This window comes from Acidobacteriota bacterium, assembly GCA_038040445.1.
GTDB classification, from domain to species: domain Bacteria; phylum Acidobacteriota; class Blastocatellia; order UBA7656; family UBA7656; genus Onstottus_A; species Onstottus_A frigus.
This window is the reverse complement of record JBBPIG010000025.1, coordinates 44357-57857: the sequence shown is the minus strand read 5'-3', so window position 1 is coordinate 57857 and position 13501 is coordinate 44357. Positions and strand designations below refer to the sequence as shown.

At 57.2% G+C, this 13501-nt stretch carries 12 protein-coding genes; 5 read left to right on the top strand and 7 right to left on the bottom strand.

Going from position 1 to position 13501, the window contains the following annotated elements; translation table 11 throughout:
* Window positions 1-183: 183 nt before the first annotated feature.
* Window positions 184-306, top strand: coding sequence for a hypothetical protein (locus tag AABO57_22800; GenBank protein ID MEK6288556.1), 123 nt, complete (start codon window positions 184-186; stop codon window positions 304-306).
* Window positions 307-651: 345 nt separating this feature from the next.
* Window positions 652-2454, top strand: a complete 1803-nt coding sequence (locus tag AABO57_22795) for an SLC13 family permease (protein ID MEK6288555.1) — start codon at window positions 652-654, stop codon at window positions 2452-2454.
* 41 nt (window positions 2455-2495) lie between these two features.
* Here AABO57_22795 and AABO57_22790 read toward each other — a convergent pair whose 3' ends face one another.
* From AABO57_22790 to AABO57_22780, 3 genes are all read right to left on the bottom strand, one after another.
* Window positions 2496-3752 carry a hypothetical protein gene (locus AABO57_22790; GenBank protein ID MEK6288554.1) on the bottom strand — a complete coding sequence of 419 codons (1257 nt, stop codon included), beginning with the start codon at window positions 3750-3752 and terminating at the stop codon, window positions 2496-2498.
* Between the two features lie 92 nt (window positions 3753-3844).
* On the bottom strand, window positions 3845-5644 hold the full coding sequence (locus tag AABO57_22785) for a hypothetical protein (GenBank protein ID MEK6288553.1): 1800 nt from the start codon (window positions 5642-5644) through the stop codon (window positions 3845-3847).
* A gap of 577 nt (window positions 5645-6221) precedes the next feature.
* The gene (locus tag AABO57_22780) at window positions 6222-6494 is read right to left on the bottom strand and encodes a type II toxin-antitoxin system ParD family antitoxin (GenBank protein MEK6288552.1); all 273 of its coding nucleotides are present in this window, start codon (window positions 6492-6494) and stop codon (window positions 6222-6224) included.
* A 197-nt stretch (window positions 6495-6691) separates the two neighbouring features.
* Between AABO57_22780 and AABO57_22775 the strand changes: the two genes are divergently transcribed.
* The gene (locus tag AABO57_22775; GenBank protein ID MEK6288551.1) at window positions 6692-6994 is read left to right on the top strand and encodes a DUF433 domain-containing protein; all 303 of its coding nucleotides are present in this window, start codon (window positions 6692-6694) and stop codon (window positions 6992-6994) included.
* A gap of 21 nt (window positions 6995-7015) precedes the next feature.
* Here AABO57_22775 and AABO57_22770 read toward each other — a convergent pair whose 3' ends face one another.
* On the bottom strand, window positions 7016-8830 hold the full coding sequence (locus tag AABO57_22770) for a long-chain fatty acid--CoA ligase (protein ID MEK6288550.1): 1815 nt from the start codon (window positions 8828-8830) through the stop codon (window positions 7016-7018).
* A gap of 298 nt (window positions 8831-9128) precedes the next feature.
* On the opposite strand from AABO57_22770, the gene AABO57_22765 reads away from it, so the two are divergent.
* Window positions 9129-9617 (top strand): outer membrane beta-barrel protein, encoded by a 489-nt coding sequence (locus tag AABO57_22765; protein MEK6288549.1) that lies wholly within the window; start codon window positions 9129-9131, stop codon window positions 9615-9617.
* A gap of 209 nt (window positions 9618-9826) precedes the next feature.
* On the opposite strand, the gene AABO57_22760 is transcribed toward AABO57_22765, so the two are convergent.
* The 3 genes from AABO57_22760 to gatC all read right to left on the bottom strand — a co-directional run bounded on the left by AABO57_22760 (window position 9827) and on the right by gatC (window position 12819).
* Complete coding sequence (locus AABO57_22760) at window positions 9827-10819, bottom strand: EamA family transporter (protein ID MEK6288548.1); 993 nt, start codon at window positions 10817-10819, stop codon at window positions 9827-9829.
* Between the two features lie 122 nt (window positions 10820-10941).
* Window positions 10942-12408 carry an Asp-tRNA(Asn)/Glu-tRNA(Gln) amidotransferase subunit GatA gene (gene gatA / locus AABO57_22755; GenBank protein ID MEK6288547.1) on the bottom strand — a complete coding sequence of 489 codons (1467 nt, stop codon included), beginning with the start codon at window positions 12406-12408 and terminating at the stop codon, window positions 10942-10944.
* A gap of 108 nt (window positions 12409-12516) precedes the next feature.
* The gene (gene gatC, locus AABO57_22750) at window positions 12517-12819 is read right to left on the bottom strand and encodes an Asp-tRNA(Asn)/Glu-tRNA(Gln) amidotransferase subunit GatC (GenBank protein ID MEK6288546.1); all 303 of its coding nucleotides are present in this window, start codon (window positions 12817-12819) and stop codon (window positions 12517-12519) included.
* A 185-nt stretch (window positions 12820-13004) separates the two neighbouring features.
* Here gatC and purE point away from each other — a divergent pair, with 185 nt between their 5' ends.
* Window positions 13005-13499, top strand: coding sequence for a 5-(carboxyamino)imidazole ribonucleotide mutase (gene purE, locus AABO57_22745; GenBank protein ID MEK6288545.1), 495 nt, complete (start codon window positions 13005-13007; stop codon window positions 13497-13499).
* Window positions 13500-13501 lie beyond the last annotated feature (2 nt).

Genomic DNA, 13501 nt, shown 5'->3' with positions numbered 1-13501 from the left:
GGAGATGATCCGCGGTCCGTTCAAAGCTTTTGAGGAACACCACGTCGTGAAGCAGCTTTTGAAAGAGCTCGGCTCCAGCCCGAAAGATACGGAGCAGTGGAAGCTTGCTAACCTCACTTCGCAAGCGAAAGTTTGAACTCTGAACGTTCATCTCCAACCATAACTGATAAGGAGCGATCTACTATGGAAGGGCCTGCACGCGGATGCCTGGCCGGGCTCATTTCCTGGAAGCTTGGTGGCGGAATCTTTTCCACGATCATCATTTTCATAATCGTCTTTTGGCTGCTCGGGTATGTGCATTGTTAGTAATGGAGCCGTTCGAACAACGCTGAAACCGACGCCGCTCAACACGTCGCCCGCGATTGTTTTCGCTCCTACAACTTGATCGCACAAGGTTTGACGGGATGGTTGCGTGGTTATCGATCCGGATATAGTCTGTTCGCGCTGCTCGAATCGGCCGACAGCCCAGGCGCAATCTTTCAGACTTTCTCGGCGAGGTTTCTCGATGAGTTTGGAGCACCCACCTGATCGTCCCGGCACCACCGCTCGAAGAATGAAGCGCTGGCGGGGGTGGAGGAACAGAACATCGAGGCGCTGGTAAAAGATGCGTCTCGTCAGAAGGCTGAGTTGAAGAAACCCTGAGATCTATCAATGCATTTGAGCCCGCAACAGCTCAGCTTCTTAATAATTCTCGCATTAGCTTTCGTGTTCCTTATTTCGGAGCGCATTCGGAGCGATCTTGTCGCTGTTCTAATCGTGCTCTCGCTGGCAGTCACCCGCGTATTGAGCCCCTCGGAAGCGCTATCCGGATTCGGCAGCGAGCCGGCCATCGTCGTCGTGTGCATCTTCGTGATGAGCGCGGCTTTCCATCTAACAGGTCTGGCGGAAACAATCGGCCTGAGGATTGGAAAGCTGGCGGGGAAGGGCTACAGCAGGATAGTCGTTGTGCTGATGTCCTCGGTCGCGCTGTTGTCAGCTTTCACACACCACGTTACGACTACCGCGGTGATGCTGCCTGTCACCTTAAGTCTGTCACGCGAACGCGACATCCCAGCTTCAAAGCTGCTAATACCCCTTTCGTTTGCAGCCTCGTTAGGCACATCCATAACTATCATTGGCGCTCCTGCGTTTCTCGTCGCCAGTGACGTGCTTCAACGCGGCGGCCGGCCAGGACTGGGAATCTTCTCGATCGCTCCGATTGGGTTGAGTATTTCGGTCGTCGGAATTCTGTTTATGGTTTTGATCGGCCGCTTCCTGTTACCGTCGCGTCACGGCGTGGAAGATCTGAGCGACCGGTTTCGCCTCGACAGCTACTTGACCGAGCTCAAGATCCTGCCGGACTCGACGTTCATTGGAAAGACCCTGGATGAAATCAAGAAGGATGATCACTATCGCTTCACGGTGGTGGGATGGATGCGAGAGGGGCGGCGACTTCGCGGGCCGTTTGGCCGGCCGCAGATCAGGGACGGGGACGTGCTGCTGGTCCACGCAACGCCCGAAGATATTGTTGGTTTTCGGCAGGGCAGCGGCATCGAATTGCACCCGGTTGAAAAATACGCAGACGACGACGGTGCTTCAGAGGCAAACCTCGAGGACATTTCCGACCAGTTGGTTCAGGCCGTGATCGCGCCCAGGTCCGAACTCATAGGGCGCACTCTCGGCGAGATAGATTTCAAGCGCCGTTACGGAGCAATCGTCATCGGACTCTGGCGGCGAAAGGGCCTCGTGCAGCAGCAATTGGCCCAGGTCAAGCTTAAGCCGGGCGACGTTCTCGTGCTTCAAGGCGATGAGCAATCGCTGGCCACTATTGCCAACGATCCCGCCTTTCTCCTCATCGTTCCGTTCCACGGCGAATCACGAGCGCGCAAGAAAGCCGGTCTTACAGCCGCGATCATGCTGGGGACCATCGCTCTGGCCGCGTTCAATTTCCTAAGCCTCGACATCATAACCCTTGCCGGCGCGGCAGCGATGGTGTTGTTTGGTTGCATCGCTTCGCGTCAAGCCTACCGGGCAATTGATGCTCGAATCTACGTGTTCATTGCAGGTGCGATTCCACTTGGAGCAGCAATGCAAAAGAGCGGAACGGCAGCGCTTCTGGCAGCAGGGTTAGAAAAGGCCGTTGGCCAGTGGCCTCCAATCCTGGTATTACTGGCGATCTTCGCGATTGTAGCGGTGGTAACGCAGTTCCTGTCTGATGCCGCCACGACCGCCGTATTCGCGCCCGTAGCGTTTGCTCTGGCGCAGGCGCTCGGCCATTCACCTGAACCGTATGTCGTTACCGTGGCGATGGCGGCAGTCACTTCGTTTCTTACTCCGATCGGTCATCACGGAAACCTGTTGGTGTACGGGCCAGGACGTTATCAATTCATGGACTTTGTGCGGGTAGGCACGCCGCTGACGGTCCTGGTCGCGCTCGTGGTGACAACGGTCGCCCTGATGATTTGGCCGGGCTAGACCGATTTAGCCAGACGGACGAGCCGCCAAGGTCAGTTGAGCTACTGAGGGCTCTCGGCGGCTATGTAGTGCGTCATAACCAGATCAGCGTAGGTCTGATAGCGCCCCTCGCCGACGTCCTTCAAGAAGACAGTCATCTGTTGCAACAACGTCGTCGTCCGATGCCCGGGCAGTTGAGCCGGATGTGTGAAGCGAGTGTTGGGGACGGCGCGGATGAAGAGGCTCTTATCATTGATTGGAAGCTTCCGCACGTTCTCAGCGAAAGCGGTGAACACGCTATTCTGAAACAGGTACTGCTCCACATTCGATGTGTAGAATGCAGTGACCGTGAAGCCGCTGTTCCGCAAGTAATCTCCAATCGCCGCTAGCGCTTTCTTTCCACCGAAATCGCCAACCACAGGAACGATGAGATTTTTGCGGTGCAGGTCGCGCACAAACTCATAGTCGTCTTTGCTAGCGAGGAAGTTGCCGAGCTTTCCGTGTTGGTCTGGCTGCAAGACGAGTTCTTTCAGAGTCGGAAACCAGCCGCCGCGCGAGCCCTCCATCCGGTAAGCGATATCCAGTCCGTCGTCGCGGAAACTCTTGTACACATACTCGAGGCTCGTCTGATCCGCCTCAGAAAGCTGGACCTGAAAGTCTTCTCGTATCGCTTTGCGAATAGCGGCGAGATTCGCGGCGTACGCGCGATCGTCCGCCGCGGCCTGGCTGATTGAGCCGAGTATTTCATTCACCGAAGCGTCCGGCGCCGGAGACTTCTCTTTTGGCAACGGCTTGCTCACCAGTAAGGAAAGGTACTGGGCGCGGGTTGGCGCGAGATGGAAAATCGCCTTGAACATCAGATGCTGAATCAGCGCTTGCCGCCGGATGTCGATGATAAAGGCGATCCGTGGCCGAACCTTGGCGATATACGTGAAATTCTGCTCAGGTCCGACGCCAATATAGGCGCCGCCGGCCGCGCCAAGTGCGCGCAGTTTGTCCACCACGTGCAGATAAGAGGTCTCGTTGGATGTGAAGTTGTCCGACCGAAAGTAACCCCCATCTTCCGATAGATCCCGGAACAGTCGAGAGAATTCGGCGGCGGATACGCTTTGATCGGGCTGTCCTCGAAAACGCCAGAGCGACTGCCCCGTCGATGATGGCGCGGAGGCGATCAGGGTCAGCGCCAGAAGCGCCGCCGCCCGCACCAAGCCGCGCCGATTCGAGTGATGCTGGTTGCGAACGCACCGGCCAAACCAGGAATGCTCCAGAGCGGAGATCTCGCCTCGCGAGTGAGGAACACGAGCCATCAGCAAATTCATCTTCACCTCTCCATCTTCTTTGTTGAACGAGGCGCGCTCGGGCCGGCGGCCATCTGAAGCTGCGACTCTGAATTCCGAACCTTCGGGACGCGTCAATGATTTACGCCGGAGTCGCCCTCCTCGCCGGCTGCTGATTGTCCGGATGGCGGGTTCTCAACAAGCCCGCCTCGACAAACGGCCAACTGCGCAATGACCGGCGCTTCTTCTCCGGTGAGCTGCTGAGCAAGAAACAGCGCGCGGTCGAAGTCTGCCTTGCCCAGCTCTATGAGCGTTCTTTCAAAACTCGTGCCGTACATCTCGTCGAGAGTGAACACTTGAGCAACCGTCGCTCGCGTTCCGTGAGCCGATGGGTCATCCTTCAAGGCTTGCTGCTGTTTGATGATTTCGTCGATCGCCTTGACTGCAGTTTGCAGCACCTCGAAACTGCGCAACGCATCGAAGGAGGAAAAGCTGCCGGCAATTTTGACAAGCGAACGCGCGCGCTCGATCGAGGGCGGCTGCTTCGTAGAGTACGACTCCGCTTCATTGAGCAACTCAACCGCTCGCACGTTGTCGTTTGAAGCCCGCGACGCAGCGCTCAGCATCACCAGAAGATCGACGCGCGAGGTCTGGCCGGTTATCCGGCGAGTCAGACCAATCGATTCTTCGATGCGCTTCCCGGAGGCGAGCCGGCGCACTATCTGTATAAGCACTCGATCGCGCATCGGGGCAGCCGAGACCTTCAGCGCCGCGGCTTGCGCCTCTCCCGGTTCGCCTTGCGCAAGCCAGGCAAGCGCCGCTCTGGCGTAGAGCGAATCGCGTTCGGCGCCTTCGGCAGCTTCGCTCGCTTCCCGAGCGATGTCGCCGGGCGAGCTGATTCGGAGTTTTTCCGGATCGATCGCCTCGTACGTGCCCGCATCCCGCGTGGCGCTCGTGTAGCGCTGCAACTGATCGAGACGATCAGGCAGATAGCTTGCCAGCAGGTCAGTGAGTTGCCGCTCAATAAAGTACAGCACCGCCGAATCGCCTCGCCCGCCGCTTGCCGGCGGCGCACTCAGGTTTTGCCCGATCTGCCCGACTTGTTTAAGAGCGAGGTTCAAAAACCGGACTATGGACGCCTTGCCCATAGGGTGCCTGGTTGATGAGTTGATCGTCGAGACGACGTACGAGCCCAGCGTGTGAATATCTTTGAGATCCACTCGCGAAGACTGCTCGAGTCTCGCCACTGCGTTGGCGAAGAGCAAATCCGCGCGCTCCGCGTCTACCGTTCGCATGAGCGTAAGCAGCCGTGCGAGATTCGAAGATATCCCCAATGCGACGCTCATCTGTGCGAATGCCATCGCTTGCTGCGGCTGGCGCTCGACCACCTGTAGCGCCGCGCTCATCAGCAACTCGCAACGCTCGGCATCTTCGCGGGCAGATGCCGCAACCTGGCCGAAGGGCCAGGACGAGCCGCCGCCATTGGAATTGCAATCAGCACATCCGGTTTTTGAGCTCTCCATTGAAGCGGCTAGATCGCGGGCGAACTCTTCGGCAAGTTCAGGGTCGCAGGCGGCTATCTGATTGAGCAGCTCGCTGCGCAGTTGCGGGTTTGGTGTGGGAATCAACGCCCGACTGGGTTCAAACGTGGAATAGGGGTTCGCGTTCGCGGCCTGTTCGGGAGCCTCCTTGGAGGCTCCCGAGGCAAGTGACTGAAAGGCCCTTCTGTATATCGCACGCGCTCGCTCAGGGTCTAGCGGCCAAAGCAGTTTCGCCGCTTGTGACTGGGCGCGCACTGCAAAAGTCAGATCATCGGATGCGCGCGCTTGATCGGCCAATTGCTCGACCAGTGAAATTATTCTCGCGTTCCGTGGCGCGACGCTTCGTGTGTTCTGTTCGGAGGGTATGACTGACGACCGAGTCTGGGCGCACACAACACAACCTGCGAGGGCCAGGGCGATTAGTACTGCGCAGCTTCGAACAACCATCCGCGCCATGCAGCGAATTTACCACGGAGTGCGAACCGGGTAAAAGCGAGTTTTGGCAGGGGGGTGGGCGTCAGATTCTCGCGCGCCAGGTGGGCCGGCTGCGCTGGGCGCATATTCTCACGAAGCCGTTCGCGATGATGGAGCCGCTGGCACCATGACGCTCTGCTCCGCCGGACGACCGCTTTCATAACGCCGCCACTATACCGAGCTAAGACTTGCAGAATCGGAGCAGCGTTTACTCGTTGAATATGCTTTCAATATCTTGTGCACTGTGCAGTACACGGACAATCTTAACGCCGTCTTTGATGACGAAGTAGAAAACCACGTATCACCGGAAAACTGCGGAGTCCCTTCTTCAGTTCGTCGCGCCGTCTGCCTGATTCGGGAAAGCTAAGTAGTGTTTTGAACCTTGCCTTGATCTCGCGAATGACGCGATTGGCCGCTGGCTTGTTCTCAGAAGCAATGTACACCCTAATGTTCATGAGGTCAGAGCGGGCAGTGGGTGAGAGGACAAGGCGTTTCATTAACGCGGTTTCGGCTTTTTTGGGATGCGTTTTGCGACTGCGGCTTCAATGTCTTCAAACAACTCTTCGACGGAAGTGTACTCGACGTATTCACCACGTTCGATCTCATCGACCCCGATTTGGATTTCCCGTCTCAGACCCGCGAGCTTCTCTCTGCGGAGTCGCACGAGCCGCAGGCCTTCACGCACGACTTCTTTTGCAGACTTGTAGTCACCGCTCTTGATTTCATCATTCACGAGCTGTTCGAGTTCAGGGGTTAGTGAGACGTTCATACTCATATACCTTTGTCAAAATGTGAGCCGTTGATATGACTCACTATATCGGAAGGGAAACGAACCTCAAAGCTTGCTGCTCAGTACTTAGCCTTTGTTATTTGGACAGAACAGCGTCGAGAGAGCGAAGCTGTCAGGCCCTCTTTGATCGAAAAGCCGTGATAGATTATGATTCACCTTGGAACCGGGGGAATTTGATGTCGAGCGTTGCGACCACACATATTGAGATTGATGATCGCGGCGTCGCATGGATCACCGACGCCAACACGAAAGTCATCGAGGTAGTTCTCGACAGGGTCGCGTATGGATGGAGCCCTGAAGAGATTCATTTTCAGCATCCGACTCTTTCTTTAGCACAGATTCACGCCGCTCTTACCTACTACTATGACCACCAGGCCGAGCTAGACGCTGAGATAGTGCGACAGCTCAAGGAAGTAGAAGCATTGGCCGAAGCCGCGAAGGATTCTCCGGGAAGACGACCTTGCGTGAACGCGTTTTGAGGTCGTAAACCTCTATCTGTCTCACTCGCCACCGGAGTACAGTGACTCAATCAACTCGCCATACTTTTCTTCAACCACTCGCCGCTTCACTTTGAGCGTCGGCGTAAGCTCGCCGCCGTCGATGCTGAACTCCTCAGCGAGCAGTCCTATTCGTTTCACCCTTTCGTAATCCGCAAGCTCCCGCGTCAGTCGATTCACGTCAGCCTTGATCATATCGACTACCCGGCGGTCGGCGATCAGTTCGCGCTTATCGCTAGTCGGGACTCCTTGTTCCTTCGCCCACGCGCGCAGCCGCTCGAAGTCGGGTACGATCAGCGCCGAGACATACTTCCGTTTGTCTCCGACGATGACCGCCTGTTCGATGAACTCGCTTTGATTGATCATCCCTTCAATCATCTGAGGCGCGACGTATTTGCCGCTCGAAGTCTTGATCAAATCCTTCTTGCGATCGGTGATGAATAGAAAGCCATCCGAATCGAAGTGACCGATGTCGCCGGTCTTGAACCAGCGCTCTCCTGCGCCGGAGTTTTCTTCAAACGAAGTAGCGGTCTCTTCGTGCTTGTTGAAATAGCCCTGAAACACGTGAGGCCCGCGCGTGAGTATCTCGCCGTCTTCTGCAATCTTCGTTTCGAGGCCGGGCAGCGGGAGTCCCACCGATCCGACGCGGTTGTGCTCGAGCGAGTTGACCGCGATCACCGGTGACGTCTCAGTCAAACCGTATCCTTGAAGCACCGGTATTCCCGCGCCGGTGAACACCAGCGCTATGTCGGACGGAAGCGCCGCGCCTCCCGAGACCATGCGCCTTATTCGTCCGCCGACTGCTTCACGAATCTTCTTGAACACCAGTTCGTCGGCGACTTCCCTCTGAAGCTGAAGCAGAGGCGGCAGCGCCTTGCCCATCGTGGACAACTGCGCGCACCGGCGCGCGACGCCCAGCGACCACTCGAAGATTTTCTTCTTCAGTCGTCCGCCGTCAGCCGCGTTCTTCTGCATGCGAGCGTAAATCTTTTCCAATAATCGTGGGACGGTGGACATCAGCGTAGGCCGCACGTCCTGGATATCCGCCGCCACCGTTTCGATGCCGGTCGCGTAGTTAATCTGCACTCCTCGGTGCAGGCAAAGATACAAGACCATGCGCTCGAATATGTGCGACAACGGAAGAAAAGAAAGCATCACTCCGCCGGGCTCGATTCGGAGAAAGTCGCCTGACGCCAGCGCGTTGAAGGTGATGTTTTCATGGGTGAGCATCACGCCCTTCGGCTCGCCGGTCGTCCCCGATGTGTAGATTATCGAAGCCAGATCGCCGGCGTGTACGTCGGATGCGATCAGGTCGAAGATCTCCGGCCGTTCTGCGCCGAGCTTGGCGCCGGCTTCTTCAACCGAGTCGAACGGTATCAAGTTCTCGCCGTCCGCTATCGTTTGAAACGAGACAATGCGAAGGTCCGGAAATTTCTTAAGCGCAGAATCGACCCTTCGCAACTGGCGCTCGGTCGAAGCGAATAGAAGCTTTGGTTCGGACTCGCGCAAGATGTATTCGACCTGATGGGGCGGCTGCGTCGGATAGATCGGAACGTTGACCGCGCCGTTCGACAGGACGGCGAAGTCGCTGATGGTCCACAGCGGCCCGCTTTCGGCTAGTACCGCGACCCGGGCGCCTTTGCGAATTCCAAGACCATAGAGTCCCAGCGCCACATTGCGGACGCGATCGAGCAATCGCTCGGCCGTCATGCCGACCCACACTTTATCTTGCTTGTATCTGAGCGCCTCTCTTTCGGGCTCGGCTGCGACTGCTTCCTTGAGTAATTCAACAAGCGTTTGTGGCTTGTGATCTTCCATCTGTTTTGTATTTGTCCTGAGATTGACGAATGAAGAGCGGGGTCATTGTAATTCGGTGGGTCAGAGATGTAAAACGAAATTGGGTCCCTGCTGGACGAGTGCTGAGAACTCTTACACCCCAAGCGGCGCAACATTCTGGCCACACGCGACGCGCGATCACTGCGGCTAGATTTTCGGACGGAGTAAAACCCGCGAAATGCACTCCACGAAGCTGGCGTTGACGTGGAATACGTGTTGCAATGAACAAGTCGGGCGCGTCGGAGACGATGGCGCCAAATCAAATGACCGGGAGGCAATCATGCGAAAGATCATTGTAGGAGTTTTGTTCTTGATGGTGGCTTCGGGAGTCGCGCTCGCGCAGGGTTCGAATCCGCCTAGAGGCTGGGGCTACGGATTCGGTGGTGTTGGTGGCGCGTCAGGCAGCGGGTCTTCTACAGCCTTCTTCTCTGTCGGCGCCGGGGGCGAAGGGTTGGTTTATAAGGGGCTCGGATTGGGCGCGGAGGTTGGATACATCGCGCCGTTCCGAAGCGCCGGCGACGGCTTCGGAATCGTATCCCCGGACGTGTCATATCACTTCTCGAACGGCTCGTCGAAGTTGGTCCCTTTTGTGACCGGAGGGTACTCGCTGGCTTTTCGGAACGGTACAAGCAGCGGCGGGAACTTTGGCGGTGGCGTGCAGTATTGGATGAAGGACCACTTGGGATTGCGTGTCGAATTCCGGGACCACGTGTTCTCAAGCGACAGCCCACACTTTTTTCAGTTCCGTGTCGGGTTATCGTTTCGTTGACAGAACGTGGAACAATCCGAGTGACGCAGTGACCGTGTGAACCCCCCCAACTTCAGTTGGGGGATGTTTCATTTCTACCTACGGCAAGCATCACTCACAACGTAGGCTGAACCTAACGATCCCCCAACTGAAGTTGGGGGTTTTCACAAAGTCTGGCGGTAGGTGGTGATCCGATCTGTAGCGCCCATCAATCCGGACCCTTGGGCTGATCAGTTCTTGCCCGGTCCGAGCGAAGCTCCCTCGAACTCCTCTTCGATCGCTTCGGCGGGCGCGACGGCAATCAATCCATGACGCACGAGGTATATCCCTGCGAAGATCACTATCGCGCCCGCGAGTTGTCCCAACGTCGGCGTCTCGCCGAGCGCGAGCCAGGCCACCAGCAACGCTACGACCGGCGTAATGTTTGAATAGATCGCAGTGCGCGTTGAGCCGATCTTTCGAACTCCATAACTCCAGATGAGGTACGCGAGCGCAATAGCAAACAACCCGCTGTAAACGAGTCCGGCCCAGGCCATCGGACGAACTCGCGACCAGTCCTGTCTGATCAACGACGGCGTGCATAGAAGGAGCAAGAAGGGCGTACCGCTGGTCATCATTATGGTGGTCGCCTTCATCGAGCCGTACTTGTGCACCAGGTGCTTCGACCCGACGGTGTACAAAGACCAGCACACCGTGGATGCCAGGAGTAAGGAGTCCCCTAACACGGCTTCGCCGAGCGAAACTTCACCGCGCCCGCTGATTACGATCATCACAATCCCGGCGAAGGCCAGGAGCAATCCGGCTACGCCGCGTGTGGTGAAGTACTCGTGTTTGCGAATCCGCCCGAGTATCGCCGTACACAGCGGCGTCGTAGCCAGGATCAGCGCCGCGTTGCCCGCTCCGGTATGAGCCATCCCGGTTATGAAGAGAGACTGGTAGCAAGTGTTCCCAAGCAGACCCAAAGCAAACAGCCGCCGTCCATCTCCGGGCGCAAGCTTAAAGCCGGTTTGCGCCAGGAACGCGACGATCAACATCACGATTGAAGCCAAGGTGAATCGAAGCGCATTGAAGCTCAGCGGGAGCAAGTCCTCGAGCGAGTACTTTATCGCCGTGAAGTTTGATCCCCAGATGAGGGTCATCAACAGCAACAGCAAGTCGGTCGAGCCGAAGCTCGTTTGAGTCTCCTCAGTCTGAGCCCGCGTCTGTTTCGCCGTCTCTGACATTCGATTGATCCAGGCACAGGCGGCCGTTTGTGGCGGCCCTCGTTATCACGGAATGACGCCTTTTGCGAAAAGGGGCGGCCACGGAGGGCCGCCCCTACACGCTTACTCGACAGAATCGATGCTCAGATATTCCTAATCGCAGGTGGCACGAATTCAAGTCCCAGAGCCTGCTCCAGGTTACGAGCAGCTCTTAGCAATCGCCCCTCATCGAACTGCTTACCGATCAGTTGTATTCCAATCGGCAAGCCGTTTGACGCTAGACCGCAAGGCAGGCTTAACGCCGGCACGCCCGCCAGGTTCGCCGTAATCGTGTAGATGTCGGACAGATACATCTCGAGCGGATCGTCAGTCTTCTCGCCCAGCTTGAACGCAGATGTGGGTGAGGTCGGCGTAGCTATCACGTCGCACTTCTGGAAGGCGTTGTGGAAATCGCGCTCGATGAGCGAACGCACCTTTTGCGCTTTGCCGTAGTATTGATCGTAGTAACCTGCCGACAGCGCATAAGTGCCAAGCATTATTCGGCGCTTCACTTCGGCGCCGAATCCCTGATCGCGCGTGCGGCTGTACATCTCCTTCAAGGTCGACGCCTCTTCCGCGCGGAAGCCATATCGCACGCCGTCAAAGCGAGCCAGGTTCGAGCTGGCTTCGGCGGTCGCGACTAAGTAGTAGACCGGTACCGCATATTCAGTATGAGGAAGGCTGATGTCGACGATTTCGGCTCCCAGCTCATCAAGTTTCTTGATTGCGGCTTGGATGTTCTCTTTCACTTCGGGGTCCAGTCCCTCGCCGAAGTACTCGCTTGGCACGCCCACGCGTAGTCCGCGCACGTCGCCCGATATTGCCGCAACATAGTCGTCGACTTCGACGTTGCTCGAAGTCGAGTCGTTTGGATCGTGTCCGGCGATGATGTTCAGAATGCGCGCGACATCTTCGACAGAGTTCCCGAACGGCCCGATCTGGTCGAGCGATGAGCCGAAAGCAATCAAGCCGTAGCGCGATACTCGACCGTAGGTAGGCTTGAGCCCGACAACACCTGAGAGGCTCGCGGGCTGACGAATTGAGCCGCCGGTGTCGGAACCCAGCGCGCCCATCGCGATCCCGGCGGCGACTGCAACGGCCGATCCACCAGACGACCCGCCGGGCACTCGCGTAGTGTCCCAGGGATTCTTGACCGCTCCATAGGCTGAGTTCTCGGTCGACGATCCCATGGCGAACTCATCCAGGTTCGTCTTGCCGACAATGATTGCGCCCGCTGACTGCAAGCGCTCGACAGCAGTCGCGGTGTAAGGCGGCTTGTAGTTGAACAGAATCCGCGAGCCGGCGGTGGTCCGCACGCCGCGCAGCACCATATTGTCTTTTATTGCGATCACGGCTCCGGCAAGCGGCGGAAGCTGCTCGCCTCGCTCGACCAGGCGATCAATTTGTTGAGCCTGAGCTATCGCCGCATCGCCAGTGACCGTTATGAATGCGTTAAGCTCCGAGAGACGCTCGATGCGGTCGAGCGCCGCGCGGCAAACGTCGACAGCTTTGACCTCGCCTGACGCAATGCGTTCATGAACCGAGCCGATCGATAGGCCTTTGAGTTCCAAAGATGTTCTCCAATGTCGAACCAATTGGGTGTTCAGAGTACTGACTTGAATCGGGCTTTCGCTTCACCGAAACCTCCCGACCAAAATCGGTGCTCGGAAAACCAATGCTCATCCGCCAATTACCCTCGGGACCTTGAAGTATCCTGCTTCGGCATCAGGGGCATTCTCGACCGCGAGTCGTTGTCCCAGGCTGGGCCGAACCTCATCGTCGCGCTTCGCGTACTCGGTGTCGCCGCCCCCTGGAGAACAATGCGACATTGGCGGCACATCCGTGGTATCGAGCTCGTTCAGCTTCTCGACGTAGCCGATGATCGAGCTGAGCTGCTCAGTAAACAAGTCGGTCTCCTCCGGCGTAAGCTCAAGCCTGGCGAGCTCTGCGATTTTCTCGACATCGGTTTTAGTGATAGCCATACAGTCTCCTGTTGGAGCAAGTCATGAACCCAACGATTATAGGAAGCGGGTGACGGGCTATCAAGGCGGAGCGCATCCGGCCTTCATCGCTGACTGATTCGCCTTCGTTGCATTCGCAAGCTATAATCCAAATCTTCAAATAAGTCAGTGAAGCTCGCAAGAACTGCTCGACGGTGAAAAACATCATGCAACCTTTAGTCGGAATCATCATGGGTTCGAAGTCTGATTGGGAAACGATGTCCCACGCTGCGCAGACTCTAGAAACTCTCGGCATCCCATTCGAAGTGCGGGTTCTGTCCGCGCATCGCACTCCGGATCAATTGTTCGAGTACGTTGCTTCAGCCGAGAAACGAGGACTCGAAGTCATCATCGCGGCAGCAGGCGGGGCAGCGCACCTGGCAGGCGTCGCTGCGGCGAAGACTCTTCTGCCGGTGCTTGGAGTTCCAATGGAATCGAAGGCGTTGAAGGGGTTGGACTCGCTGCTGTCGATGGTCCAGATGCCAGCCGGAATTCCGGTGGGGACGCTTGCCATCGGACGAGCCGGGGCAGTGAATTCGGCGCTCTTCGCAGCGGCGATACTTGGGGGAAAGCATCCGGAATTTCGAAACGCCGTTCGGGACTACCGCGACGCTCAAGCTGCGAAGATACTCGAAAACCCGGATCCAAGGGAAGACGGATGAAT

Bases quoted from the DNA above. Each gene is read 5' to 3' on its own strand.
- AABO57_22800 (MEK6288556.1), top strand. From the start codon at position 184: ATGGAAGGGCCTGCACGCGGATGCCTGGCCGGGCTCATTTCCTGGAAG.
- AABO57_22795 (MEK6288555.1), top strand. From the start codon at position 652: ATGCATTTGAGCCCGCAACAGCTCAGCTTCTTAATAATTCTCGCATTA.
- AABO57_22790 (MEK6288554.1), bottom strand. From the start codon at position 3,752: ATGAATTTGCTGATGGCTCGTGTTCCTCACTCGCGAGGCGAGATCTCC.
- AABO57_22780 (MEK6288552.1), bottom strand. From the start codon at position 6,494: ATGAACGTCTCACTAACCCCTGAACTCGAACAGCTCGTGAATGATGAA.
- AABO57_22775 (MEK6288551.1), top strand. From the start codon at position 6,692: ATGTCGAGCGTTGCGACCACACATATTGAGATTGATGATCGCGGCGTC.
- AABO57_22770 (MEK6288550.1), bottom strand. From the start codon at position 8,830: ATGGAAGATCACAAGCCACAAACGCTTGTTGAATTACTCAAGGAAGCA.
- AABO57_22765 (MEK6288549.1), top strand. From the start codon at position 9,129: ATGCGAAAGATCATTGTAGGAGTTTTGTTCTTGATGGTGGCTTCGGGA.
- AABO57_22760 (MEK6288548.1), bottom strand. From the start codon at position 10,819: ATGTCAGAGACGGCGAAACAGACGCGGGCTCAGACTGAGGAGACTCAA.
- gatC (MEK6288546.1), bottom strand. From the start codon at position 12,819: ATGGCTATCACTAAAACCGATGTCGAGAAAATCGCAGAGCTCGCCAGG.
- purE (MEK6288545.1), top strand. From the start codon at position 13,005: ATGCAACCTTTAGTCGGAATCATCATGGGTTCGAAGTCTGATTGGGAA.